The organism is Halolamina rubra, assembly GCF_000739555.1.
Lineage (GTDB): Archaea > Halobacteriota > Halobacteria > Halobacteriales > Haloferacaceae > Halolamina > Halolamina rubra.
This window is the reverse complement of sequence record NZ_BBJN01000055.1, coordinates 18766-40270: the sequence shown is the minus strand read 5'-3', so window position 1 is coordinate 40270 and position 21505 is coordinate 18766. Positions and strand designations below refer to the sequence as shown.

22 protein-coding genes, 2 tRNA genes and 3 pseudogenes are annotated in these 21505 nt (G+C 69.3%); 13 read left to right on the top strand and 14 right to left on the bottom strand.

Translation table 11 applies throughout. The features are described 5' to 3' along the window. The first annotated feature begins 43 nt into the window (after positions 1-43). Entirely contained in the window at positions 44-778 is a 735-nt protein-coding gene (locus tag ACP95_RS14040; RefSeq protein ID WP_049981799.1) for a creatininase family protein, read from the top strand. Here ACP95_RS14040 and ACP95_RS14035 read toward each other — a convergent pair whose 3' ends face one another. Together ACP95_RS14035 and ACP95_RS14030 are read right to left on the bottom strand one after the other, a co-directional pair. Next, complete coding sequence (locus ACP95_RS14035) at positions 779-1189, bottom strand: DUF5790 family protein (protein ID WP_049981798.1); 411 nt, start codon at positions 1187-1189, stop codon at positions 779-781. A 122-nt stretch (positions 1190-1311) separates the two neighbouring features. Further along, positions 1312-1662: a dihydroneopterin aldolase family protein gene (locus tag ACP95_RS14030; protein ID WP_049981797.1), complete on the bottom strand. Its 351-nt coding sequence runs from the start codon at positions 1660-1662 to the stop codon at positions 1312-1314. Between the two features lie 71 nt (positions 1663-1733). Here ACP95_RS14030 and ACP95_RS15840 point away from each other — a divergent pair, with 71 nt between their 5' ends. Next, the gene (locus tag ACP95_RS15840; RefSeq protein ID WP_154018552.1) at positions 1734-1910 is read left to right on the top strand and encodes a hypothetical protein; all 177 of its coding nucleotides are present in this window, start codon (positions 1734-1736) and stop codon (positions 1908-1910) included. Between the two features lie 54 nt (positions 1911-1964). After that, positions 1965-2759 carry an NAD-dependent glucose-6-phosphate dehydrogenase Azf gene (gene azf, locus ACP95_RS14025; RefSeq protein WP_049981796.1) on the top strand — a complete coding sequence of 265 codons (795 nt, stop codon included), beginning with the start codon at positions 1965-1967 and terminating at the stop codon, positions 2757-2759. On the opposite strand, the gene ACP95_RS14020 is transcribed toward azf, so the two are convergent. After that, positions 2760-3233, bottom strand: coding sequence for a redoxin domain-containing protein (locus ACP95_RS14020; protein ID WP_049981795.1), 474 nt, complete (start codon positions 3231-3233; stop codon positions 2760-2762). 89 nt (positions 3234-3322) lie between these two features. Between ACP95_RS14020 and ACP95_RS14015 the strand changes: the two genes are divergently transcribed. After that, positions 3323-4123, top strand: coding sequence for an MOSC domain-containing protein (locus tag ACP95_RS14015; RefSeq protein WP_049981794.1), 801 nt, complete (start codon positions 3323-3325; stop codon positions 4121-4123). 25 nt (positions 4124-4148) lie between these two features. Here the strand turns inward: ACP95_RS14015 and ACP95_RS14010 are convergent, their stop codons facing one another. The 3 genes and pseudogenes from ACP95_RS14010 to ACP95_RS14000 form a co-directional block, all read right to left on the bottom strand. Next, a complete protein-coding gene (locus ACP95_RS14010) occupies positions 4149-4784 on the bottom strand; it encodes a hypothetical protein (protein ID WP_049981793.1) in 636 nt (211 codons plus the stop codon). Further along, complete coding sequence (locus tag ACP95_RS14005; RefSeq protein WP_049981792.1) at positions 4781-6691, bottom strand: flippase activity-associated protein Agl23; 1911 nt, start codon at positions 6689-6691, stop codon at positions 4781-4783. The genes ACP95_RS14010 and ACP95_RS14005 overlap by 4 nt, the downstream gene beginning before the upstream one ends. Positions 6692-6751: 60 nt before the next feature. Then, positions 6752-8175: pseudogene (locus ACP95_RS14000) on the bottom strand (single-stranded DNA binding protein). A 230-nt stretch (positions 8176-8405) separates the two neighbouring features. Here ACP95_RS14000 and ACP95_RS13995 point away from each other — a divergent pair. From ACP95_RS13995 to ACP95_RS13985, 3 genes are all read left to right on the top strand, one after another. Next, positions 8406-9089 carry a hypothetical protein gene (locus ACP95_RS13995; protein WP_049981791.1) on the top strand — a complete coding sequence of 228 codons (684 nt, stop codon included), beginning with the start codon at positions 8406-8408 and terminating at the stop codon, positions 9087-9089. 59 nt (positions 9090-9148) lie between these two features. After that, positions 9149-9343, top strand: coding sequence for a cold-shock protein (locus tag ACP95_RS13990; RefSeq protein WP_049981790.1), 195 nt, complete (start codon positions 9149-9151; stop codon positions 9341-9343). A 245-nt stretch (positions 9344-9588) separates the two neighbouring features. Then, a complete protein-coding gene (locus ACP95_RS13985; RefSeq protein WP_049981789.1) occupies positions 9589-9804 on the top strand; it encodes a hypothetical protein in 216 nt (71 codons plus the stop codon). 83 nt (positions 9805-9887) lie between these two features. Here ACP95_RS13985 and ACP95_RS13980 read toward each other — a convergent pair. From ACP95_RS13980 to ACP95_RS13970, 3 genes and pseudogenes are all read right to left on the bottom strand, one after another. Continuing rightward, positions 9888-9960 (bottom strand) — tRNA-Pro (locus ACP95_RS13980). Between the two features lie 42 nt (positions 9961-10002). Then, positions 10003-11880: an SLC13 family permease gene (locus ACP95_RS13975; RefSeq protein ID WP_049981788.1), complete on the bottom strand. Its 1878-nt coding sequence runs from the start codon at positions 11878-11880 to the stop codon at positions 10003-10005. Between the two features lie 60 nt (positions 11881-11940). After that, a pseudogene (locus tag ACP95_RS13970) lies at positions 11941-13994 on the bottom strand (DEAD/DEAH box helicase). 132 nt (positions 13995-14126) lie between these two features. Here ACP95_RS13970 and ACP95_RS13965 point away from each other — a divergent pair. Next, a complete protein-coding gene (locus ACP95_RS13965; protein WP_049981787.1) occupies positions 14127-14330 on the top strand; it encodes a hypothetical protein in 204 nt (67 codons plus the stop codon). Between the two features lie 108 nt (positions 14331-14438). Here the strand turns inward: ACP95_RS13965 and ACP95_RS13960 are convergent, their stop codons facing one another. Beyond that, on the bottom strand, positions 14439-14813 hold the full coding sequence (locus ACP95_RS13960) for a cupin domain-containing protein (RefSeq protein WP_049981786.1): 375 nt from the start codon (positions 14811-14813) through the stop codon (positions 14439-14441). Positions 14814-14893: 80 nt separating this feature from the next. Here ACP95_RS13960 and ACP95_RS13955 point away from each other — a divergent pair, with 80 nt between their 5' ends. Further along, positions 14894-16078, top strand: a complete 1185-nt coding sequence (locus ACP95_RS13955) for a CBS domain-containing protein (RefSeq protein ID WP_049981785.1) — start codon at positions 14894-14896, stop codon at positions 16076-16078. A gap of 441 nt (positions 16079-16519) precedes the next feature. On the opposite strand, the gene ACP95_RS13950 is transcribed toward ACP95_RS13955, so the two are convergent. Next, positions 16520-16590: transfer RNA gene (locus tag ACP95_RS13950), tRNA-His, on the bottom strand. A 114-nt stretch (positions 16591-16704) separates the two neighbouring features. Here ACP95_RS13950 and ACP95_RS13945 point away from each other — a divergent pair. Next, entirely contained in the window at positions 16705-17160 is a 456-nt protein-coding gene (locus tag ACP95_RS13945) for a DUF5814 domain-containing protein (protein WP_049981784.1), read from the top strand. Here ACP95_RS13945 and ACP95_RS13940 read toward each other — a convergent pair whose 3' ends face one another. Further along, positions 17161-17547, bottom strand: a complete 387-nt coding sequence (locus tag ACP95_RS13940) for a ribbon-helix-helix protein, CopG family (protein WP_049981783.1) — start codon at positions 17545-17547, stop codon at positions 17161-17163. Positions 17548-17674: 127 nt separating this feature from the next. Here ACP95_RS13940 and ACP95_RS13935 point away from each other — a divergent pair, with 127 nt between their 5' ends. After that, complete coding sequence (locus ACP95_RS13935) at positions 17675-17869, top strand: cold-shock protein (RefSeq protein ID WP_049981782.1); 195 nt, start codon at positions 17675-17677, stop codon at positions 17867-17869. 109 nt (positions 17870-17978) lie between these two features. Beyond that, positions 17979-18482 carry an acyltransferase gene (locus ACP95_RS13930; RefSeq protein WP_049981781.1) on the top strand — a complete coding sequence of 168 codons (504 nt, stop codon included), beginning with the start codon at positions 17979-17981 and terminating at the stop codon, positions 18480-18482. Between the two features lie 19 nt (positions 18483-18501). On the opposite strand, the gene ACP95_RS13925 is transcribed toward ACP95_RS13930, so the two are convergent. Together ACP95_RS13925 and dacZ are read right to left on the bottom strand one after the other, a co-directional pair. After that, positions 18502-19308, bottom strand: coding sequence for a mechanosensitive ion channel domain-containing protein (locus ACP95_RS13925; protein WP_049981780.1), 807 nt, complete (start codon positions 19306-19308; stop codon positions 18502-18504). Continuing rightward, a complete protein-coding gene (gene dacZ, locus ACP95_RS13920; RefSeq protein ID WP_049981779.1) occupies positions 19308-20117 on the bottom strand; it encodes a diadenylate cyclase DacZ in 810 nt (269 codons plus the stop codon). The genes ACP95_RS13925 and dacZ overlap by 1 nt, the downstream gene beginning before the upstream one ends. A gap of 125 nt (positions 20118-20242) precedes the next feature. Here dacZ and ACP95_RS13915 point away from each other — a divergent pair. After that, positions 20243-21408 (top strand): annotated as a pseudogene (locus ACP95_RS13915) (AI-2E family transporter). Positions 21409-21505: the final 97 nt, after the last annotated feature.

Below are 21505 nucleotides of genomic sequence, written 5' to 3'. Positions count from 1 at the left end.
CGGACCCACAGCCTACAAGCGTCAGCCACTCCCACCGCCGGGTATGCGCCTCGCCGACGCCACCTGGACCGACGTTCGCGACGCCGACGCCGACCTCGCGGTGCTCCCGGTCGGTTCGACCGAGGGCCACGGTCCGCACGCGCCGCTGGGGACCGACGCGTTCACCGCCGAGGCCGTCGCCGACGCCGGCGCCGACGCCTACGAGGCCGAGACGGGCGAGTCCGTGCTGGTCGCGCCGACGATTCCGGTCGGGATCAGCGAGGAACACCGCGCGTTCGACGGCACGCTCTGGGTGACGCCGGACACGTTCCGCGCGTACGTCCGGGAGACCGTCGAGAGCCTCGCCGGCGGCGACGGGCCGGACGCGGTCGTGCTGGCCAACGGCCACGGCGGCAACGTCGACGCGCTCCGGGAGGTCGCCGCCCGCCTGACCCGCGACGGGGTGGCCCGGGTCGCGCCGTTCACCTGGTTCGACGCCGTCGGCGAGCACAGCGGCGACATGGGCCACGCCGGCCCACTGGAGACAGCGTTCCTGCGACACGAACAGCCCGACCTCGTCCGGGAGAACCGCGTCGACGAGGCCCGCGAGCACGGGAGCGAGCGCTGGGGCGACTGGGTCGCGGGCGTCAACCTCGCCGTCGACAGCGACGAGTTCACCGAGAACGGCGTCGTCGGCGACCCGAGCGAGGGCGACGCTGCGCGGGGAAGAGAGCTGAAGGAACTGGCGACCGACGCGCTGGTCGACCTGCTGGCGGCGCTCCGGGAGCGGACCGCGTAGCTACTCGTCGTCCTCGTCGCCGCCCGCGGCGTCCTGCAGCTCGGAGCGGATCTCCGGCAGCGTGCCCGCGAGGTCGCTCACGTCCTCGTGGGCCTCCTGGATCTCCTCGATGAGCGCCTCCAAGTCGTCGATCTCCGCTTCCAGATCGTCGGCGTCCTCGAAGGCGTCGGCGCGCTCGCCCATCACGTACTGCTTCTTCGCCGCCCGGAGGTGGTCGGCGGCGTCGCCGGTGTCGAGCGCGGACTTGAGGGAGTTGAGCGCGCCGAGCGCGTTGTCGGACTCGATCTCCCAGACGGCGTCGGCGGCCGGCAGCGACTCGCGGGCGTCCGCGAGGTGGCTCTCGACCTCCCCCCGCATCTCCGCGGCGGCCTCGCCGAACAGGTCGTCCTCGTCGAACGTGGTCTGACTCATGGCCACAGATTGCACGGCCGTGTGGTAAAAAGGTCGCCACAGAGTGGAACTGAAAACGGCGGCCGAAACCGGTTCAGCCCGGAGATCAGCCGGGAAGCGCCGATCAGTTTCACCCCGCCCGGTCAGTCCTCGATCGCGACGAGCCGCATCCGCGGGTAGCCGTCCTCCATCGCCATCCGGGTCCGTACCTCGGTCCCCTCGTAGTCGATGCGCATCTCGACCTCCATGAGGCTGCCAGTGAGCTCTGCGTACCCCTCGTCGTGGTCGATCGCGTCGGCGACGCGGTCCTCGAGCACGTCGACGGCGACGGACTCGCAGTACGGCTGGTTCTCGATCGCCTCCTCGATCGCCGTCTCGAGGCTGTCGGTGCTGGCCGGCGAGACGGGGGTGCCGGCGAACTGGTGGTACAGCGAGCCGAACTTGATGCCGGCCTCGAAGCAGGCCTGCTGGGCGTCGGTGGGCGCGTCGGTCATGCCTGCGGGTCGGCAGCGACGCGGGAAAGCGGTGTCGGGAGCGCTTTGTGCCGGCGGCGAGATGCCGGGGTATGGTCGAACTCTGGATCCTCCCCGTCGTCGGCTTCTTCGCCGTCGCGTTCGGCTACGTGTGGCTGCGACACGCGATCAGCGCCGAGATCGAGGCGGCGACGGCCGAACAGGCCGAGCGACTGGACCGGCTCGAACGCCGCGTCGACGCGCTCGAGGCGAGCGACGACGGCCGCTGACTGTGGCGGCCGGACCGCACCGTATTTACCCCCGCTAACCGCATACGCAACCGAATGGACGACCCGGTCCTGCTGACGGGTGCCGGCGGCCGCGTGGGGCAGGCGATCCTCTCCCGGCTCGCCGACGAGTACGACTGGCGACTGCTCGACCGGGAGCCGATCCCCGAGGACCGCCGCCACGGCGTCCCCGAGTCCGCGACGGTCGTCGCCGACGTGACCGACGACGCGGCCGTCGCGAACGCGATGGCCGACTGCAACGCCGTGATCCACCTCGCGGGCGACCCCCGGCCCGACGCGCCGTGGGACTCGGTGCTCGCGAACAACATCGACGGCACGCAGACCGTGTTCTCGGCGGCGGTCGAGACGGGCGTCGAGAAGGTCGCCTTCGCCTCCTCGAACCACGCCGTCGGCGCCTACGAGACCGACGAGCGCACGCCGGCGATGTACCGCACCGACGACGACTACCGGCTCGACGGCAGCGAGCTCCCCCGGCCGTCGAACCTCTACGGCGTCTCGAAGGCCAGCGGCGAGACGCTCGGGCGCTACTACCACGACCACGCCGACCTCGACGTGGTCTGTGTCCGGATCGGCAACCTCACCGAGGGCCACCCCCCGCGGGAGTACGAGCGCGGGCAGGCGATGTGGCTCTCCCACCGCGACTGCGCCCACCTGTTCGACCGCTGTCTGCGAGCCGACTACGGCTACGAGATCGTCTACGGCATCTCCGACAACGACCGCAAGTACTACTCCATCGAGCGCGCGAAGGAAGTGCTCGGCTACGAGCCCGTGGACAACTCCGCGGAGTACACGTTCGAGGGCGAGCCGAAAGAGGGAGTCGACGGCGAGTAGCTACGCCCCTTCTGCCGCCGCGATCACGTCGTCGTACGGCGGTTCGTTCGTCGGGTCGTCGGCGACCCACGAGTACGTCACCGCCCCCTCGTCGTCGATCACGAACACCGCGCGGTTCGCGATGCCGTAGAGGCCGAGATCCGGGATGTCCATCTCCAGCCCGTACGCACGGATCGCCTCGCCGGCCGTGTCGCTCACGAGGTCGAACTCGATGCCGTGCTCGTCCCGGAAGGCCCCCTGGGCGAACGGCGAGTCGGCGCTGACGCCGAACACCGTCGCGCCGGCCGACTCGAACGCGTCGATCCGCGCCTGGAGCGCGACCATCTCGTTGGTGCAGGGCGGCGTGAACGCCCCCGGGAAGAAGGCGAGCACGACCGGCCCGTCGCCGAGCTGGTCGTCGAGGTCGAACGCCTCGTGGTCGCTCGTCCCTCTCGTCGCCGTGAACACTGGTGCGGGATCGCCGGTGGAAACCATCGACCGACAGTACGGGCCAGTGACACTTAAGCGCGGACGCGAACGTGGTCGGGACGAACGCCTATGGCCCCGGCCGCCCTGTTCCGCCCATGGCCACACTCGAACGCGTCCGGATCTACCCAGTCAAGGGGCTCGACGCCGTCGAGGTCGACGCCGCCGAGCTGCTCGACGGCGGCACGCTCGCCGGCGACCGGGAGTACGCGCTGTTCGACGCCGACGCGGACGACGACGTCGACGGCAGCCCCCACGAGAACGGCGTGTTCAACGCCAAACACAGTGACCGCTTCCACGAGCTCGACGCCGAGTACGACCCCGAGAGCGCGGAGCTGACCCTCGAGATCGGGAGCGACCACCGGACGTTCGACCTCGACAGCGAGCGCGAGGCCGCGTCGACGTGGTTCTCGGATCTGTTCGACCACGAGCTCACCCTCCGGCGGAACGGCTCGCTCGGCTTCGTCGACCGCCGGGGGATGGGCCCCTCGGTCGTCAGCACCGCCACGCTCGAGGCGGTCGCCTCGTGGTTCGACGGGATGACGGTCGAAAGCGCCCGGCGACGCCTGCGGGCGAACCTCGAGATATCGGGCGTGCCGGCGTTCTGGGAGGACCGCTTCGTCGGCGACGACGCCCCCGCGTTCGAGGTCGGCGGGTTGCGGCTCGAGGGCGCGACGCCGTGCGCCCGCTGCGTGGTGCCCGAGCGCGACCCCGAGACCGGCGAGCCGACCCCCGAGTTCCGGGAGCGGTTCGTCACGCGGCGCGAGGAGACGTTCCCCGAGTGGGCCGACGCCGACGCGTTCGACCACTTCTACACGCTGATGCTGATCGCCCGGGTGCCCGACCGTGACCGCGGCCGGACGCTCCGCGTCGGCGACCCCGTCGAACTCGTCGACTGAGCGCGGTCGGCGCCCGTCGACGCGCTCACTCGAACAGCCCCTCCACGTCGTCCTCCTTCCGTCGCTGCCGGGCGACGACGCCCGCGAGGCGCTCGAACACGATCGCCCGCCCGCTCGGCTCGGCGCCGGCGTAGTCCCGGAGGAACGTCGCGTAGCGCGTGCTCTCGGGGCGCTCGTCGTCGCGGGCGAACCGGAGCGCGTCGGCGACCACAGCCGGGTCGTCGCCCCGGGCCGCCGCGACGGCGCCGGCGACGACCGCCGCCGCCGACAGCGGGAGTTCACCCGGGGTCGGCCGGTCGCCGTCGACGGCGACCGTCGGCGGCGGCGAGCGCTCGGCGACTTCGGGGTCGGCGCCGAACGCCGCCAGCCAGCGCCGGATCGGGCCGAGGTCGACCTCGCGACCCTCCGTGAGCGAATCGAGCGCCAGCTCCGCGTCCGTCGCCGCGTCGAGCGCCGAGCTCCAGTCGCCGCGGCGGCTCGCGGTCACCGCGGTCGCGAAGGCGGCGAGGCCGTCGCGCAGGTCGTCGCTGGGCTCGTCGGCTGTCTTGGCGTCGTCGGGATCGGCGCCCGGATCCACGGGTGCCTCGCCCGCCCAGATCACCCTGGCGACGGCGTACTCGCCGGCGTTGTGCGCGGCCGCGCCGGCGAGGACGGTGGTCATCGGCTCTCGGCCGCGGCGAGGGCGTCCTCGTCGACGAACACGACCACCTCCCGCCCGATCGTTCGGAGGTGGTGACGCCGGCGCTCGTAGTCGCCCTCGCCCTCCAGCGCGGCGGTCACCGCGCCGTCGCGGTTCACGTGGGCGATGACGACCGCGGGGCGGTCCTCCTCGATCCGGTTTTCGAGCTCGGTTTCGTTGTACGCGCACTCGGTGGTCACGTCGTCGGCGGCGACGTACCAGTGGAGGGGGAGCGCGTGCCCGAGGTTGAGACACTCCGGCGCCATCCCGCCGCCGGTGCCGGGTTCGACGACGAGCTCGCTACCGTAGATCAGGAGGTCGGTCCCCTCGTGGGTCGGCGCGATCGCGCCGACGTCGTCGAACGTCGCTCGGAACTCCTGCTGGGGCTGGGCGTACTGCACGAGCTCGTTGTCGTCGGCGGCGGGGCTGACGTAGGCGGCCGACGCGGCCGGCACGAGCATGGCGCCGACGACGAGCACCACCAGCGCCGCGCTCGCAACCGTGCCGACGCGGTCCTCGGCGGCCAGCGACTGCCAGCCGGTGCGGACCACCAGCGCCAGCGCGACGGCGGCGGGGATCGCCAGCGGCACGATCGCGTTCACCATGATCCAGCCGGCGCGGATGTCCGTCGCCAGCGGGTAGCCGAGGATGCTGACGAACCCCCAGTAGCCCGCGAACATCACCAGCGGGCGCGGTCGGTCGCCGCCGTAGCGGGCGACGAGGAACCCAACCGCGGCGAACGGGACGACGACGAGCGCGTAGTTCGCCAGCACGCCGAACGTGTGCTCGAGGAAGCAGACGTAGCCGCCGATCACCGTCTCCTTGCCGCATTTGGGTTCGACGCTGCCGCCGAACCAGTACTCCAGCCCCGGCCGGATGTCGCCCCAGGTCGCGTCGAGCAGGGCGGGGAGCCGGGTGGGGTCGAACACGGCGTCCCAGAGGCCGACGCCGGCGCCGACGGTCCGGGGCGCGTAGAAGAACAGCGAGACCAGGACGAACAGCCCCACGCTCCCCAGCAGCGCGCCGCCCCAGCGGATCGCCGCGCCCTCCGGGTGGACGAGGTCGACCAGCATCGTCACCGCGACGAGCAGCACCAGCGCGGCGACGCTGGCGGTCAGCGGCCACCCCGAGAGGGCCGCGTAGCCCAGCACGAGCAGCGTCAGCGCCGACACCGCCGCCCAGAGGAGCACGTCGGTCGATCGCTCGGGGCCCGAGAGCGCGTCGACGTACGGGTCGACACGGGCGGCGACGGCGTCGAGCCCCGAGTCGTAGTTCCGGGGGTTCATCAGCGAGAAGTCGAGCAGGAGCGCGCCGGCGCCGACCCAGCACATCAGGTACACCAGCGCGTTCTCCTTGGCCGCGAAGCCCAGCGCGCCGAACGCGAAGGCGGGGTAGAGCAGGCGCGGCCGGGCGTCGTCGAGCGCGCGGAGGCCGAAGCCGAACGCGACGAACATGAACGCCGCGACCAGCAGCGAGCTCCGGTAGAACCGGGAGTAGTACAGCAGGATCGGGTTGAACGAGAGCAACACGGCCACCAGCACCGTCTCGAGGTCGCTCAGGCGGCCGCGGAACAGCAGCGCCGACAGCGGGAGGAGCGCGCCGACGACGGCGACGAACAGGCGCATCGAGAAGTCGGTCGGGCCGAGGGCGCTGAACACCCAGGCGTTCGCGTACTGCGCCAGCGGCCCGTGGACGATGTAGCGGTAGCTGATCTCGCCGGTCTCGAGGTAGTGCAGCGCCCAGTAGGCGACGCGTCCCTCGTCGAAGTGAGCGACGCGCTGGCCGAGAAACAGCAGGCGTGCGACCAGCCCCGCCGCGACGACGGCGACGACCGCCCTGACCGTGTCGTCGGTTCGGCGGAGGGCATCGGGGAGCGAGGAACGATCCATCGGTCTGCGAGTGTAACGGGCGAAACCTAAGTGTGTCCCTCCGGCCCGAACGCGGCCGGCTCAGAGCAGTTCGTCGGCGTCGATCCGGCCGTCGCGCTCGACGCCGCGGACCGTCACTTCCTCGCCGAGCTGGACGCTCTCGCCGGTCTCGACGCTTCGGGTCTCCTCGCCGTTGTCGACGACGACGGGGCTGCCCGACTGGACGACCGTGCCGGTGAACTCGACCTCTTGGCCGTCGCTGTCGCCGCCGGATCCGTCGTCATCGCGGAGCTCGTCGGCCCCGTCGCCGTCCTCGCCGAACGCCGAGAGCCCGCCCTGGTCGGCGGCCGGCGGCGTCTTCTCGCCGCCGGCGTCGGGCGTCTCGACGTCGGCCTCGCCGTCGAGGATCGAGACGGTCGACTGCCAGCCGGCGGAGGCCTCGAGCTCGTCCTGCCAGCCGTCCTGGATCTCCACGTCGGTGAACGCGACGCGGTCGGCGAGGTCGATGCTCCGGTCGGCCTTCTCGCCCCAGAGCGCGACCCGGATGTCGCCGGTGTCGTCCCGCACGCGGACGTTCCGGACCTGCCCCTGCGAGCCGTCGTCGCGGTCGAACGTGCGCTTCTCGTCGGTCTCGATCACCGCGCCGGCGATGTCGACGGTGTCGCCCATCTCCACCTCGTCGATGTCGGTCGTCTCGGGGACGTACTCCACGTCCTCGTCGACTTCCTCGATCGTGCCGCGGGAGCCGACGTGGAGTTCGAGGTCGCCCTCGCGCTCGCGGACGTAGCCGTCGACGACCTCGACCACGGCGCCCGCGTCGAGCTCCTCGAGGAGGTCGGTCCCTCGTCCCAGAGCGTCACGCGGATGCGGCCGGTCTCGTCGCCGATCGCGACGTTGCCGACCCGGCCCTCGGTGCCGTCGTCGCGGTCGAACGTGCGGTAGTCGTCGTCCACGTCGAGCAGCTTCCCGACGAGGGTCACGTCCGAGAGTCCCATCGAGAGCTCCTCGACGGTGTAGCTGTCGGACAGCGACACGTCGATCTCCACGTCGGGGTCGATCTCGGCCTTGTCCGCGGAGACTTCGACGCCGTTGTACCCCTCCTTCGGCCGGCCCGCGATCCGGAGCACGTCGCCCTCTTCCAGTTCTTCGAGGGCGGACTCGGCCATCTCGTCCCACAGCGAGAGCCGGATCCGGCCGGACTCGTCGGCGACCTCGGTGTTGACGACCTGGCCGTCGGGCTGGTCGCCGTCGCGCTCGAACGTGCGTTTCTCGCCGATCGAGACGAGCTTGGCGACGAACTTCACGTCGTCCATGCCCGGTTCGACGTCGGCGACGCTCTCGACCTCGCCGCCCTCGTCCTCGAGCTCGTGGGCGACGAGCATCGCCGCCGTCTCGTCGTCCGCGAGGCCACCCATCTCCTCGACCTTCTCCGCCACCATCTCCTCGAACTCCTCGGCGGAGACGTCGGCGTCCAACTCCTCGTGGACGTCCTCGATGGCACTCATTCGTAGCGGCAGGTAGCACAGCCGACGGTTAAGCGTTGCCGTTGGGGTGTGAACGCGCCGCTGTGCCACGGTTTTCGACCGCGCGATTTCGTCGCCATACGCGGCCTGGCGCGCCCTCCTACAAGAGTTCGGGGGCGGGAATTCAGAGGTCGGAGGCAGAGATCCAGAGGTGGCGCCGCGTCGCCGGAACGGCGACAACGCTTTTCGGTGCGCTGGCGGTATCGATTGCTATGAGCTACGAGACCACGACCGAGCGAGGGTTCCTGCTCTCGACCCGGGAGTGGGGCGTCGTCGGCGGCGCGACGGGGCTGATGCTGCTGAACGTGTTCGTGATGTACCTCGCGGCGGCGACGCCGCTGGCGCGGGTGAACCAGATCGTGTTCTCGATCCCGATCGTCGGCGCGCTGGTGTACGGCGCGCTGATCACCGGCGGGCAGATGGTGGCCGAACGCGGGTTCGAGAACGACTCGATGGGGCTGGCGATGGCCGGCGTGGTCGTGCTCGAACTCGCCTTCGGCGCGTTCGGCGGCGGCGTGCTCGCCTTCCTCTCCGAGGGAGCCCGCGTCCCCGCGCTGGCGATCACCGGCGCCGTCGTCGTCGCCATGACGGCGCTGATCGGGACGTACGTCTACCTGCGCTCGGGCACGCAGTTCGACCACTACGGCCGCTGGGCGACGTACGCGTTCCTCGGCGGGCTGGGCGCGCTCCTCGTCGCGACGTTCGTCCCCGTCGTCGGCGTCGCCGCGTTCGCGCTCATCTTCCTCGGCTTCCTGCTCCGACTGGGGTACGAGATGTGGCAGGTCCGGGAGAGCCGCGGCCGCCCGGCGATGCAGTCCGTGGGGCTGTACGTCGCGGTCGCCGGGGTGTTCGTCCACGTGCTGCAGATGGTGGTGCGCGCGCTGGCCGAGCGGTAGATCGTGGTACCACGACCCTCGCAAGGGTTATCCCCGGAACGGCTGTACGTTTGTTTGCAATGGCAAACGGTTCAGTTGACTTCTTCAACGACACGGGCGGTTACGGTTTCATCTCGACTGAGGACGCGGACGACGACGTGTTCTTCCACATGGAAGACGTTGGCGGCGCCGACCTCGAGGAGGGACAGGAAGTGGAGTTCGACATCGAACAGGCCGACAAGGGCCCCCGCGCGACGAACCTCGTCCGCAACTAATCTGTCTTCTGTCGCCTGACCGCGACTGAACACAGCACCTTATCACAACCCAACTACCGAGGAGCGACGGCGCCCGGTACTACCGTGGGTCGAGTTATCAGTCGGGATAGCGGTAGGGAAAGTTTTTTCGTTGACAGGAAGAACATCCGGTCGATGAGGTACCGACGTACCCAGAGACGACCGGGCGAGGGCGTGGCCGTCGACGCTGGTGGGGAGAACCGAACCGGCCACCACACGGGAGGACGATGAACGACGCTCGTGAGATCACCGTCTCGCTCGACAGCGAGGCGGCACACGCCTACGACCGCATCCTGAACGCGCTGGAGCAGCAGCACGACCAGGCGATCGACGCCGACGACCACGCCGAGCGGATCCTGCGGAAGTACATCGCCGACGAGTACCGGAAGCTCATCCTCAACGGCGAGTCGAAGACGCCGATCAAGCAGCTCCCGGAGGAGTGAGCTGCTCGGTGTTCGTCAGCCGAAAAGAGTGGGACTGCCGAGAACCGGCTAAGCCGGTTCTCGTGCTCCCACATCGAAGATGATGGGACCGCCCGGATTCGAACCGGGGTCACGGGCACCCAAGGCCCGAAGTATACCAGGCTAACCCACGGTCCCGCACCACCAACTCCGCGGCTCTCGCGGTAAAGCGTTTCGGGGTCAGACGGGGATGCCGAACATCACCGCGATCCCGACGGTCGTCACGCCCATCAGGAGCAGCTGGAGCGGCCCGCCGACCCGGACGTAGTCCGTGAACCGATACCCACCGGGCCCGTAGACGAACAGGTTCGTCTGGTAGCCCACCGGCGTCATGAACGCGGTGCTGGCCGCGAACATCACCGCGAACAGGAACGCGGTCGCGCTGACGCCGACGGCCTGGGCGGTCTCGACGGCGACGGGGATCATCAGCACGACGCTGGCGTTGTTGCTGATCACGTTGGTCAGCAGCGCGGTGAGCAGGTAGAACACCGCGAGCACGCCGATCGCCGGCAGCATCGACGACGAGGCGACGACGCCCTCCGCGAGCAGCGACGCCGCGCCGGTGCGTTCGAGCGCGATCCCCAGCGGGATCACGCCCGCGAGCAGGATGATCACGTCCCACTGCACCGCCTCGTAGATCTCCCCGGGGTCGAGACAGCCCGTGACGACCATCGCGAGCGAGCCCAAAAGCGCCGCGACGACGATCGGGAGCACGCCCAGCCCCGCCAGCGCGACGACGGCGGCGACGATGCCGATGGCGATCCCGGTTTTCTCCCGGCGGTAGTCGTGGTGGTCGATCTCGCCGATCAAGATGAACTCCCTGCCGGCGTCGATGCGCTCGACGGTCTCGGTCGGCGCCTGTACCAGCAGCGTGTCGCCGACTTTCAGCGGCACCTGGTCCATCCGCCGGCGGACGACCTCGCGCCCGCGCCGGAGCGCGAGCACGGTCGCGTTGTAGCGCTGGCGGAAGGAGACGGAGGTCAGCGACTCGCCGACCAGCGGCGAGCCGGGGGCGACGACGACCTCGACGAGGTTCTGGCCCGCCTCGGCCTGCTCGAGTTCGGCCTCGTCGACGGGCACGTCGGTCAGGTCCAGTCCCTCCACGTCGAGCAGCGAGAGCAGCGTGTCGCGGTCGGTCCGGAGCGTGAACGTGTCGCCCGCCCGGATCTGTTTCGGGCCCAGCGGCTCAAGGAACACCTCCTCGCCCCGGATCAGCTGGAGCAGGTCGACGTCGAGGTCGCCCTCGACCAGCGCGTCCCGCACCTTCCTGCCGACCAGCGGCGAGTCGTCCCTGACGGTCACTTCGGTGAGGTAGTCGCCGACGCCGAACTCCTCGGTGAGGTCGTCCGTCGGCGGGATGCGCGCCGGCGTGAGCCAACGGCCGACCGTCAGCAGGTAGGCGATCCCGACGAGCATCACGACCACCCCCAGCCCCGTGAACTCGAACATGCCGAGGGCGTGGAGGTCGGTGTCGGCGTACGCCGGGTCCGTCGCCAGCCGGGCGGCCACGTCGCTGGCGAGCACGTTCGTGGAGGTGCCGATCAGCGTGAGCGTCCCGCCGAACATCGACGCGTACGACAGCGGGAGCAGGAGCTTCGAGGGCGAGGTGTCGCCGCGGTTGGCCACGTCGGTCACCATCGGGAGCAGGATCGCGACCGCGGCGGTGTTGTTGATGAACCCCGACACCGGCGAGACGATGCCGACGACGGCGCTCAGCTGCTTGGTCTCGCTGTCGCCGGTCACCCGGCCGATGTACTCCCCGAGCGTCTGGACGATCCCGGTCATCCGGACCCCCTCGCTGAGGATGAACATCGCCAGCACGGTGATCGTCGCCGAGCTCGCGAAGCCGGAGAGCCCCTGCTCGGGCGTGATCATCGTCACCGGGGCGGCGAGGTAGCCGGCGTCGGCGAGCAGGCCGCTGAGCGGCTCGACGAGCATCAGCGTCACCATCACCCCCAGCGCGGTGATGTCGACGGGCACCGGCTCGGTCGCGAACAGCACCAGCGCCGCCAGCACGATCAGGGTGACGACGACGACTCCGGGCGTGATCGCTGCCACGGAACCCCGGTCTCCGGGCGTCGGCAAAAGGGTGCGGGTTCAGCGGGCCGGCCGCGCTCGCTACAGCTCCTGGTCGGCGAGTTCGAGCGCCGCGACCTGCTCGTAGGGGCTCTTCCCGTTGCGGATCCCCTCGAGGATCAGGAACGCGTCGTCGGGCGAGAGGAAGTGGCTCGTCACGGCCCGCCCCAGCGGCGTCGCTTCGAACCCGTCGATGAACTCCCACTCGAGCAGCTTCCCGATCGCGTGTTTCGTCGGCACGTCGCCGATCATGCGGTCGTTGAGCCGCTTGGCGAGCTTGCCGGCGACGGCGACGTTCGCCAGCGTCTCCTCGGCGGCGGCGGACTCGTCGTACACCGTCGCCACGTCCTCCATCTCGCCTTTCAGCAGCTTGAACGCGATCTCGTCCTCGGTCGCCTCCATCGAGCCGTGGTAGCTGCAGTCCGGCTCGACGAGCAGGTACACCTTCCCCTGGTCGTGGTAGTCCGGCCGGCCCGCGCGGCCGAGCATCTGGGAGAACTCCTGGACGGAGAGCCACTCGATCCCCATCGCGAGCGAGTCGAACACCACCTGCGACGCCGGGAAGTCGACGCCGGCCGCGAGTGCGGCGGTGGTGACGACCGCCGCGAGATCCTGGTTCCCGAACTGGCGCTCGACCTGCTTTCGCTTCCCGTAGTCCAGCCCGGCGTGGTAGGGTGCGGAGTCGTACTCCAGCTTCCGGGAGATCTCGTGGCAGCGCCGCCGGGAGTTGGTGAAGACGATCGTCTGCCCGCGGTACCCTTTCGAGGACTTGCTGTCGAACTCCCGCCTGACGAGTCGGTCCTCGATCCGGAGCTTCTCGCGGCCGTCGGCGAACGTGACGTGGCGCTCGATGGGGACGGGGCGCTCCTCGAACTCGATCAGGGTCGCCCGGAGCTGTTCGGCCAGCCACTCGGGGTTGCCGACCGTCGCGGAGAGGTAGACGTACTGGGCGCCGTCGTAGCCCGAGCGCTCCTTCGCGCGCTGCTCGCAGTAGTGTTTGAGCCGGGAGATCATCCCGTCGAGGCGGTGGCCGCGCTCGCCCTCCTTCAGGCTGTGGACCTCGTCGATGACGACCGTCCCGATGTCGCCCATGTCCTTGCCCGTCCGGAGCCCGTGGTCGATCCCCTCGTAGGTGCCGACGATCACGTCGCGTCGGGGTCGAACTGCGCCCCCGAATCCGTCACGCGGGAGCCGCCGACGCGGAGGGTCACGTCGAGGACGTCGCCGTAGCGCTCCTCGAAGTCCTCGTGTTTCTGGTTCGCGAGCGCGACCAGCGGGACGAGGAACAGCAGCTTCCCCTCGCCCTTCAGCGCGCGGTCGACGCCGGCGAGCTCGCCGACGAGGGTCTTCCCCGTCGCCGTCGCCGAGACGACGAGCTGGTCCTCTCCGTCGAACAGGCCGTTCTCGACGGCGAGGCTCTGGACTGGGAGCAGACTGTCGAACCGCTCTTCGATCATCGACTGGAGCTCGGGGTGGAGGTCGAGGTCGCTGGTGGGGTACGGGTCGACCTCGTCGGTCGTCGCCGAGATCGTGTCGAACTTCGTGAGGTCGGGGTCGAGCTCGCCCTGCAGGAGGTCGGTGATGCGGTCGAGGTCGCCCACGTCGAGGAGGAGCTCCTCCAGGCGCTCCTGGGCCGCGCCGGTGAACTGGCCCTTGTAGGCGAGCTCCCGTTCGAGCTCCTCGACGGCGCAGTCCTGACAGATGTAGTCCCGATCGGCCGAGATGGCCGTCTCCTCGGTGATCGGCGAGTAGCGGCCGGCGTTGGCGCAGTAGCGACAGGTGCGGACGACCAGCGCGTCGAGCTGGTAGCCGTCGAGCATCGCCTGCAGGCGCTCGCGCCCCTCGGGGGAGGTCTGCTCGGAGATGCGGATGCGCTCGGCGCGGCGGGCGAGCTCGACGAACTCCTCGGGACGCATCGGCTCGCCGCCGTCGTCGTCGGACTGGAGGAACCGCCGCGGGCGGGGCCCGGCGTCGGTCTCCTTCAGCTCCAGCGTGCCGCGGAACACCCGGGAGCCGTCACGCTGGACGACGACGGTGTAGTCGTCGCCGGCCTCGTGGAGGAACAGGGTGTCGACGCGGGCGACCTGCTGAGACACGAGTGGTCGTAGGCGAAACGGGTACTTCAGCCATGCGGTGCGGCCCGGCCCGTTCCCGCGTCAACCGGTGGCGTGCGGGTGCAACACAGCCTCACAGAGGCTTTAGGGCCCCGGAGCGGGTAGGCTCCGGTAATGAACTCCTCCACGCGTTCGAAGACGACGCTGTTCTGTTCGGTGTGTGGCCACGAGAGCCCGCCCGACGGCGACTGGGACGAGTCCGAGACGGCGACGGAGCTGGGCGGGCGGCTCACGCTCGCCTGTCCGGACTGCGGGACGACGATCACCCGCCGGCCCCTGCGCGGGCGCGGCGTCGACGCCGTCGTGGCGGGCGACTGATCACGCCGGGAACGGTCACCCGGTGTGGGCGACTGATCGCGCCGGGACGCTGTCACCCGGCGTGGGCGACTGATCACGCCGGGAACTGTCACCCGGCGTCGCGGCGCGCTACTCCTCCACCAGTTCGATCGTGTCGTCGCCGTTGGGCACCGCACAGAGGAACGCCCCCGGCTGGTCGCCCTCGTTGCGGTACCAGTGGACGACGCCCGCGGGGATCAGCAGCGAGTCGCCCGCGGAGACGGTGTGCTCCTCGTCGCCGATGCCGACGGTGTACTCGCCGGCGAGCACGTACTGCTCGTGTTCGACCTCGTTGGTGTGCTCGGGCACCTCGGCGCCGGCGTCCAGCTCGAACCGCCGGATCGCGAAGTTGGGCGCGCCGTCGGAGTCGTCGATGAGGACGCCCTTCCGCAGCCCCTCGGCGGCGTCGACCGGTTCGTACTCGATCTCCCCACTGCGTTTCACGACGGGGTCGGTGTCGCGCATACGTCGACGTTCGGCGCCGACGGCATAAACCGTACCGACGGCGCCGCGCCTTTTTCACTCCGTACCCCGAACCGGGGAGTATGCGAGGAATCCGGTTGGGGAGCATCTTCGGGATCCCGATCAAACTCAACGTCACGTTCCTGCTGATCCTGCCGCTGCTGGCGTACCTGATCGGAACGGACGTGGGGACCCTCGTCGACCAGGTGCTGAACCCCGCCTTCGGCGCCGGGATCGACGCGGCCGCGCTGACCGGCGGCTCCACCCCGTTCGTGTTGGGCACCGTCGCCGCCGTCGGCCTGTTCACCTGCGTGCTCCTCCACGAGCTCGGCCACTCGGTGGTCGCGATGTACTACGGCTACGAGATCGACTCGATCACGCTCTGGCTGCTCGGCGGCGTCGCCCAGTTCACCGAGATGCCGGAGGACTGGAAGATCGAACTGCAGGTCGCCATCGCCGGCCCGATCGTCAGCGTCGCGCTGGGGGTGCTCGCCTACGCCGGCTTCACGCTCCTGGCCGGCGGGGGGCAGCCGGTTCTGGTGTTCGTCCTCGGCTACCTGATGCTCGCGAACGTCGTGCTCGCGGCGTTCAACATGCTGCCGGGGTTCCCGATGGACGGCGGGCGCGTGCTGCGCGCGCTGCTGGCCCGGACTCGAACCCACGCCCGCGCGACCCAGATCGCCGCCGAGGTCGGGAAAGGGTTCGCGCTGCTGCTGGCGCTGTTCGCGCTCTTTACCGGGCTGAACCTCTACCTGCTCGCGCTGGCGTTCTTCATCTACATGGGCGCGGCGGGGGAGGCCCAGCAGACCGTCCTGAAGGCGGCGTTCCGCGGCGTCACGGTCGCCGACGTGATGACGCCGGGCGAGGAGCTCCACACCGTCTCGCCGGACGACAGCGTCGCCGACCTGATCCGGCGGATGTTCCGCGAGCGCCACACGGGCTACCCGGTCGTCGACCGGGGCACGCTGGTGGGGATGGTGACGCTCGGCGACGCCCAGTCGGTCGACGAGGTCGAGCGCGACGCGATGCGCGTCGACGACGTGATGGCGACCGACGTGTACACCGCGACGCCGGAGACCGACGCGATGGACGCGTTCCAGACGATGCAGCAGCAGAACGTCGGGCGGCTTCCGGTCGTCAACGCCGACGGCGAGCTCTGCGGGATCGTCTCCCGGACGGACCTGATGACCGCGTTCGACATCATCCAGCAGAGCGGCGCCGCCTCCGGCGAGTCGATGGGGCCGAACCTGTCGCCGTTCGGGCGGTAATCGGCGACGTATCGACCCTGGAGTTCGGGCGCGCTGTTCCTCCCACGGCTGGCGGCGGCGACATCGGTGGACGCCTCGCGATCGGCGATGGTCGCCGATCGCGGGGGGAGGGGTGGGGACTCGGCGCCGCGCCGGACACGAGGTCCGGCGCATGGCGGTCACAAGTGTGCTACGAACGAGATGCTGTCGGGGGCTGTACCCTCTGCGGCAGTTTCCTGAGCGAGAACGTGCAGGGCGGGAATTGAACCACGGTCACTCCGTTCGCTGTTAGCGCCGACCCAAGAGGGGCCATCGACTACTCGCGTTTGACCGCAGCCGAGAATCGAGCGCAGGGGCGCGGGAATTGAACCACGGTCGTTCCGCTCACTCCGTTCGCTCCACTCCCTGATTCAATTCCCTTCGACGGACCTTCGGCTGCTCACGTTCGTTCGCAGCCAGAAGGTCCGGGCGCGGGAATTGAACCCGCGTCTCAGCCCCCACAAGGCTGAAGGATACCACTACCCCAGCCCGGACACACCGATTCCTACCACGGTTTCAGGGAAATACGTTACGACATCACCGGGTCCGTGCTACGTCGACGCAGAGGAGCGGGGGGCTTTTGCCGACGAACGACGTAGCCGCCGGTAGTGGCCATCACCGACAAGATCTACGTCAAGAACCACCGGCAGATCGCCTCCCAGCTGGAGCGCTCGATCCCCAAGGGCGCGTTCAAGGGCGCGACGCTGGACCTGCTGTTCACCGGTGACGGCATGGAGAAGCTCGACGAGGCGACCCGCGAGAAGGTGCTCGACTTCGCGGAGGACTTCCTCGACTGCGACTGCGACAACAACCCCTACTGCGGCCACCCCGAGGAGAAGTTCATCCAGTACCTGCTCGAACTCCGCGCGCAGGGGCTCGGCCCCGACGCCATCGTCGACACGATGTCCGCGGAGTACATGCTGTACGCGTACTCAGGGGACGTGCTCTCCTTCCTCGACAGCGCGATCCGGCGGCTGGAGGCCGTCGAGTCGCTAGCGGAAGTGGAAGGCGATCAGGAAGCGGCGCGGCGCGCCCGCGAAGCGAAGCAGCAGCTCTCCGGGTAGCTACCCGATCTGGTACGTGTTCTCGTCGCCGTCGAGCTCCTCGAGCTTGACGACCTCCTCCTCCTCGTCGGTCTGCTCGCGCAGGTAGTCGATGTACTGTTTGTGCTCCTCCAGCTGCTCCCGCAGGTGGTCGGCCTCGAGCTCCAGTCGCTCGTGCTCGCGGATGAAGCTCTTCGGCACCTCCACCGTCGGCGGGAACCCATCGCCCTCCTCGAGCCCCTCGTCGGCGGGGACGAGATCGACCTGTCCGTCGTGGGCGACGAGGGTGTCGACGTAGTCGCGGAACACCGCCGACAGCGAGAGCTCGCGCTCCTCGGCGATCTCCCTCAGCGTCTCGAAGGCGTCCTCGTCGACGCGGAACGAGATCGTCTTGCTCTTCGTACCCATCTTGGTGACGCTTGCGAGCGACCGGACTTAAGCGTTTGTCAGACTACGGGTTCCGCGGTCGACGAATCGCTCCTGTGGTCACGCTCTCGAAAAGGTTATCCCGGCGGCCGGCGTTGCTTCGGTTGCAATGGCGACTGGAACGGTTGATTTCTTCAACGACACGGGCGGTTACGGTTTCATCGAGACTGAGGACGCGGACGAAGACGTCTTCTTCCACATGGAAGACGTGGGCGGCCCTGACCTCGAGGAAGGCCAAGAAGTTGAGTTTGACATTGAACAGGCCGACAAGGGCCCCCGCGCGACGAACCTGACCCGTCTGTAAGTCGGTTCTTCGCAGCGGACTTCTGCGTTTATCACACCGAGTAGCGGCGGCGCCGGCGCGACGACCGCCGGCCCCCTGCCGTTTTGTCACCCCGCGACCAACGCCACCCATGAGCGACGACTCGCGCTTCGACCGACTGGAGCGCCACGCCACGCCCGGCCCGCGGAACTCCCTGTGGCACTGGCCCGACGCCAAATCCCCCGTCACCGTGGCGCTGAACTACGTCGCGGTCTGGCTGATCCGGATCTCGCCCAGCCTCCGGCTCAAGAACTGGCTGCTCCGCCGCCTCGGGGCCGACGTGGGCGAGGGCGTCTCGTGGGGACTGGAGGCCACCCCGGACGTGTTCTGGCCCGAGCGCATCACGCTGGGCGACGACGCCATCGTCGGCTACGACGCGACGCTGCTCTGTCACGAGTTCCTCCAGGATGAGTACCGACTCGGCGACGTGGAGATCGGCGAGCGGGCGATGATCGGCGCCGGCGCGATCGTGCTCCCGGGCGTCGAGATCGGCGACGACGCGCAGGTGGCGGCGAACTCGCTGGTCGTCGACGACGTGCCGGCGGGAGAAACGGTCGCCGGCGTGCCCGCGGAGCCGCTGGATCGCTCGGAGTGAGCGCGCAGGCCGCCGGTACTCAGTCGTCGTGGACGATCACGATGCCCTCGTCGAACACGCGATCGTTGGGGACGACGTACTCCTCGCCGTCGGACTCGATGTGGGTGACGAACACGTCGATCTCCTGGACGACGCCGCGTTCCTCGCCGATGCGGACCGTGTCGCCGATGCCGTAGGGCTCGTTCAGGAACAGGTACAGCCCCGCGGCCGCGGAGGTGAGCAGCTGCTTGCCCGCGACGACGGCGAACACCACCAGCGCGAGCGCGTATAGCGCCAGCAGCACGACGAGCGCGAACGTCGCGACCCCGATCTGGTCGAGCGCGAGCACGAACGCGACGTAGAACACGCTGTACTTCGCGACCGTCGGGACGATCCCGACCTGCGGGAGCTTCACGCTGCGGAGCCGCTCGGAGAGCAGGAGCTCGATCTTGTCGCCGACGACGACGCCGACGATCAGGATCAGCACCGCGACGAACAGGCTGGGGAAGAAGCCAGTCGCCCGCGACCAGAACTGCTCGGCGTACGTCGGCTCCGCGATCGAGAGCGCGACGATGGCGCCGAGCAGCAGGATGAACCAGCCCGAGAGCTGGGAGATGATGGCGACGGTCGACGTGCCGATCCCGCGGACCGTGCGCTCGAATGCCGTCCCCTCGATCGATTCGGGGAGGCCGGCACGCCGGAGCAGCCCGGCGTTCACACGGACGACCAGCCACGCGAGCAGCGCCGCGAGCACGAACACCGCGAACGCGAGCCAGACCCGCTCCGGGATCACGCCCAGCGGCCCGCCGATCTCGAACCCGACCTGGATCGGTGGCGCGGCCGACATCAGTAGTCCTCCGGGTCGATCTCCAGGATCAGCTCACCACCTTTGAACGCCCGGACCATCCCGTCGGATTCAGAGAGCACGATCGCGGTCGCGTTGGTCGCCCGCGTGACCGCAGCCCCGGCCATGTGGCGGGTGCCGAGCCCCTTCGGGATGTCGACGCCCTCGGCACCGGGCTCGAGGTAGCGGTAGGCGGAGACGATCTTCCCGGAGTCGCTGATCACGAACGCGCCGTCGAGCCGCGAGAACTCCTTCAGCATCACGTTCACGATTGGGTCGCCGACGTGGACGTGTGACTTCTCGAAGGGGTTGTAGCTGAGCGGCCGGGACTTGTTCATCACCTTCCCGGCGTCGCCGACGACGAACAGCGCGCCGACGGGCTTGCCCTTCTGGCCTTTCTTCCCCAGCTCGATCACGACTTCGAACACGTCGCGGATCACCCCCGGGTCGGCCCGCGAGTTGGCGAACAAATCGTAGACGCCGGAGTGCATCGACTCGTCGGCGCGCACGCGGACGAGCGCGTCGTGGTCGCCGTCGAACACGCTCACCACACAGCCCACCTCGTCGCCGTCGTCGACGAGGTTGCGGTCCATCGCGCCCTCGACGCCGAACCGGATCCGATCGCGGATGTTCTCGAACGCCAGCGGGAGTTCGACGAACTGCTCGGCGTCGACGGCGTTCTCGGGGGCGATAACGACCACCTCCCCCTCCAACTCCTCGAACCGGTCGTAGAACCCGCTACTGGGCGAGAACACGAACACCGCGTCCAGATCGGCCGTCAGATCGTCGAGGAGATCGGCAGGGGTCGACATTATCAGGAATAATCCCGCCCGTGGATGAAAGGGTTTTGGGGTTTGTCAGACGAACGGCTGACAGGAGCCGCCGAACCGGTCCGCTCCAGTACACTTTACAAGCGACCGCGGTGTTGGCTCCCCCTATGGACGAGAAACGGCTGGTCATCGCCGCCTTCGGCGTCGCCGTCACAGCCGTGATCGGCTTCCTCGCGTACCAGTTCGTCGCGCCGCTGACCGTGTCGATATTCCTCTACTACTCGACGCGGCGGTACTTCAAGTTCCTCCGGCGGCTCCGGCTGCCGGCGCGAGTGCGAGCCGTGACCGTGCTGGCGTCGCTGGCGGTGCCGCTGCTCCTGCTCGTCAGCTACGCGACGGTGCTGCTGGTGATCGAGGCGCGGACGTTCGTCACGGAGTACTCGCTGCTCGAGGTGGCCGCGACCAACGTCGACTGGCTCGGCGACGTCGACGACATCCCGGCGTTCACCGCCGAGGGGCTGTATCAGGCGTACCAGTCGGGCGACCTCTCGCCGTTCATCAACTTCGCGAGCGACCACGCGGAGCTTTTGACCTCGCTGGTCTCGGGCTTCTTCCTCAACTTCTTCGTCGTCGTCATCGTCACCTACTACCTGCTCATCGACGGCCGGCGGATCCGGGACTGGCTGCTCCGGTTCGACGACGACGCCATCATCCGCGAGTACCTCGAGGCCGCCGACCGGGAGCTGGAGTCGGTGCTGTTCGGCAACCTGCTCAACGTGATCGCCATCTCGCTGATCGCCATCGCCGCCTTCACCGCCTACAACGCGGTCGCTCCCACCCCCGCCGAGGTCCCCTACCCCGCCCTCGCGGGCACGCTGACCGGGATCGCGAGCCTGATCCCGGTCGTCGGGATGAAGATCGTCTACCTCCCGCTGACGGGCGTGGCAGCGCTGCCGATCGTGCTGGGCGGCGACAGCGCCCACCTCGCCTACATCGTCGTGTTCCTCGCCGTCGCCGTCGTCGTCGTCGACACGATCCCGGACATCCTGCTGCGGCCGATCCTCAGCGGCGAGAACACCCACGTGGGGCTGCTGATGCTCGCGTACACGCTCGGCCCGGTGGTGCTGGGGTTCTACGGGCTCTTCTTCGCGCCGATCGCGCTGGTGATCGGGCTGACGTTCGCCCAGACCGCGCTGCCGCGGCTGCTGGCGCCGACGAGGACGACGGGATCTCGTCGGACCAGATGCGGCTGAGTGACTTCGGCGCCTCGACCGACAGAAGCGTTCGCGACCGGGTTCGGGCGACGGCGGCGAAGCCGTTCCGGCGGGAGTGAGCAGGCAGAAACAGCGCGGGACCGGATTCGAACCGCGGTCGGACGTGCTCGCTTGCGCTGCGCGCGACCTCCCTGCTTCGAAGCCGCTCCTGCTCAC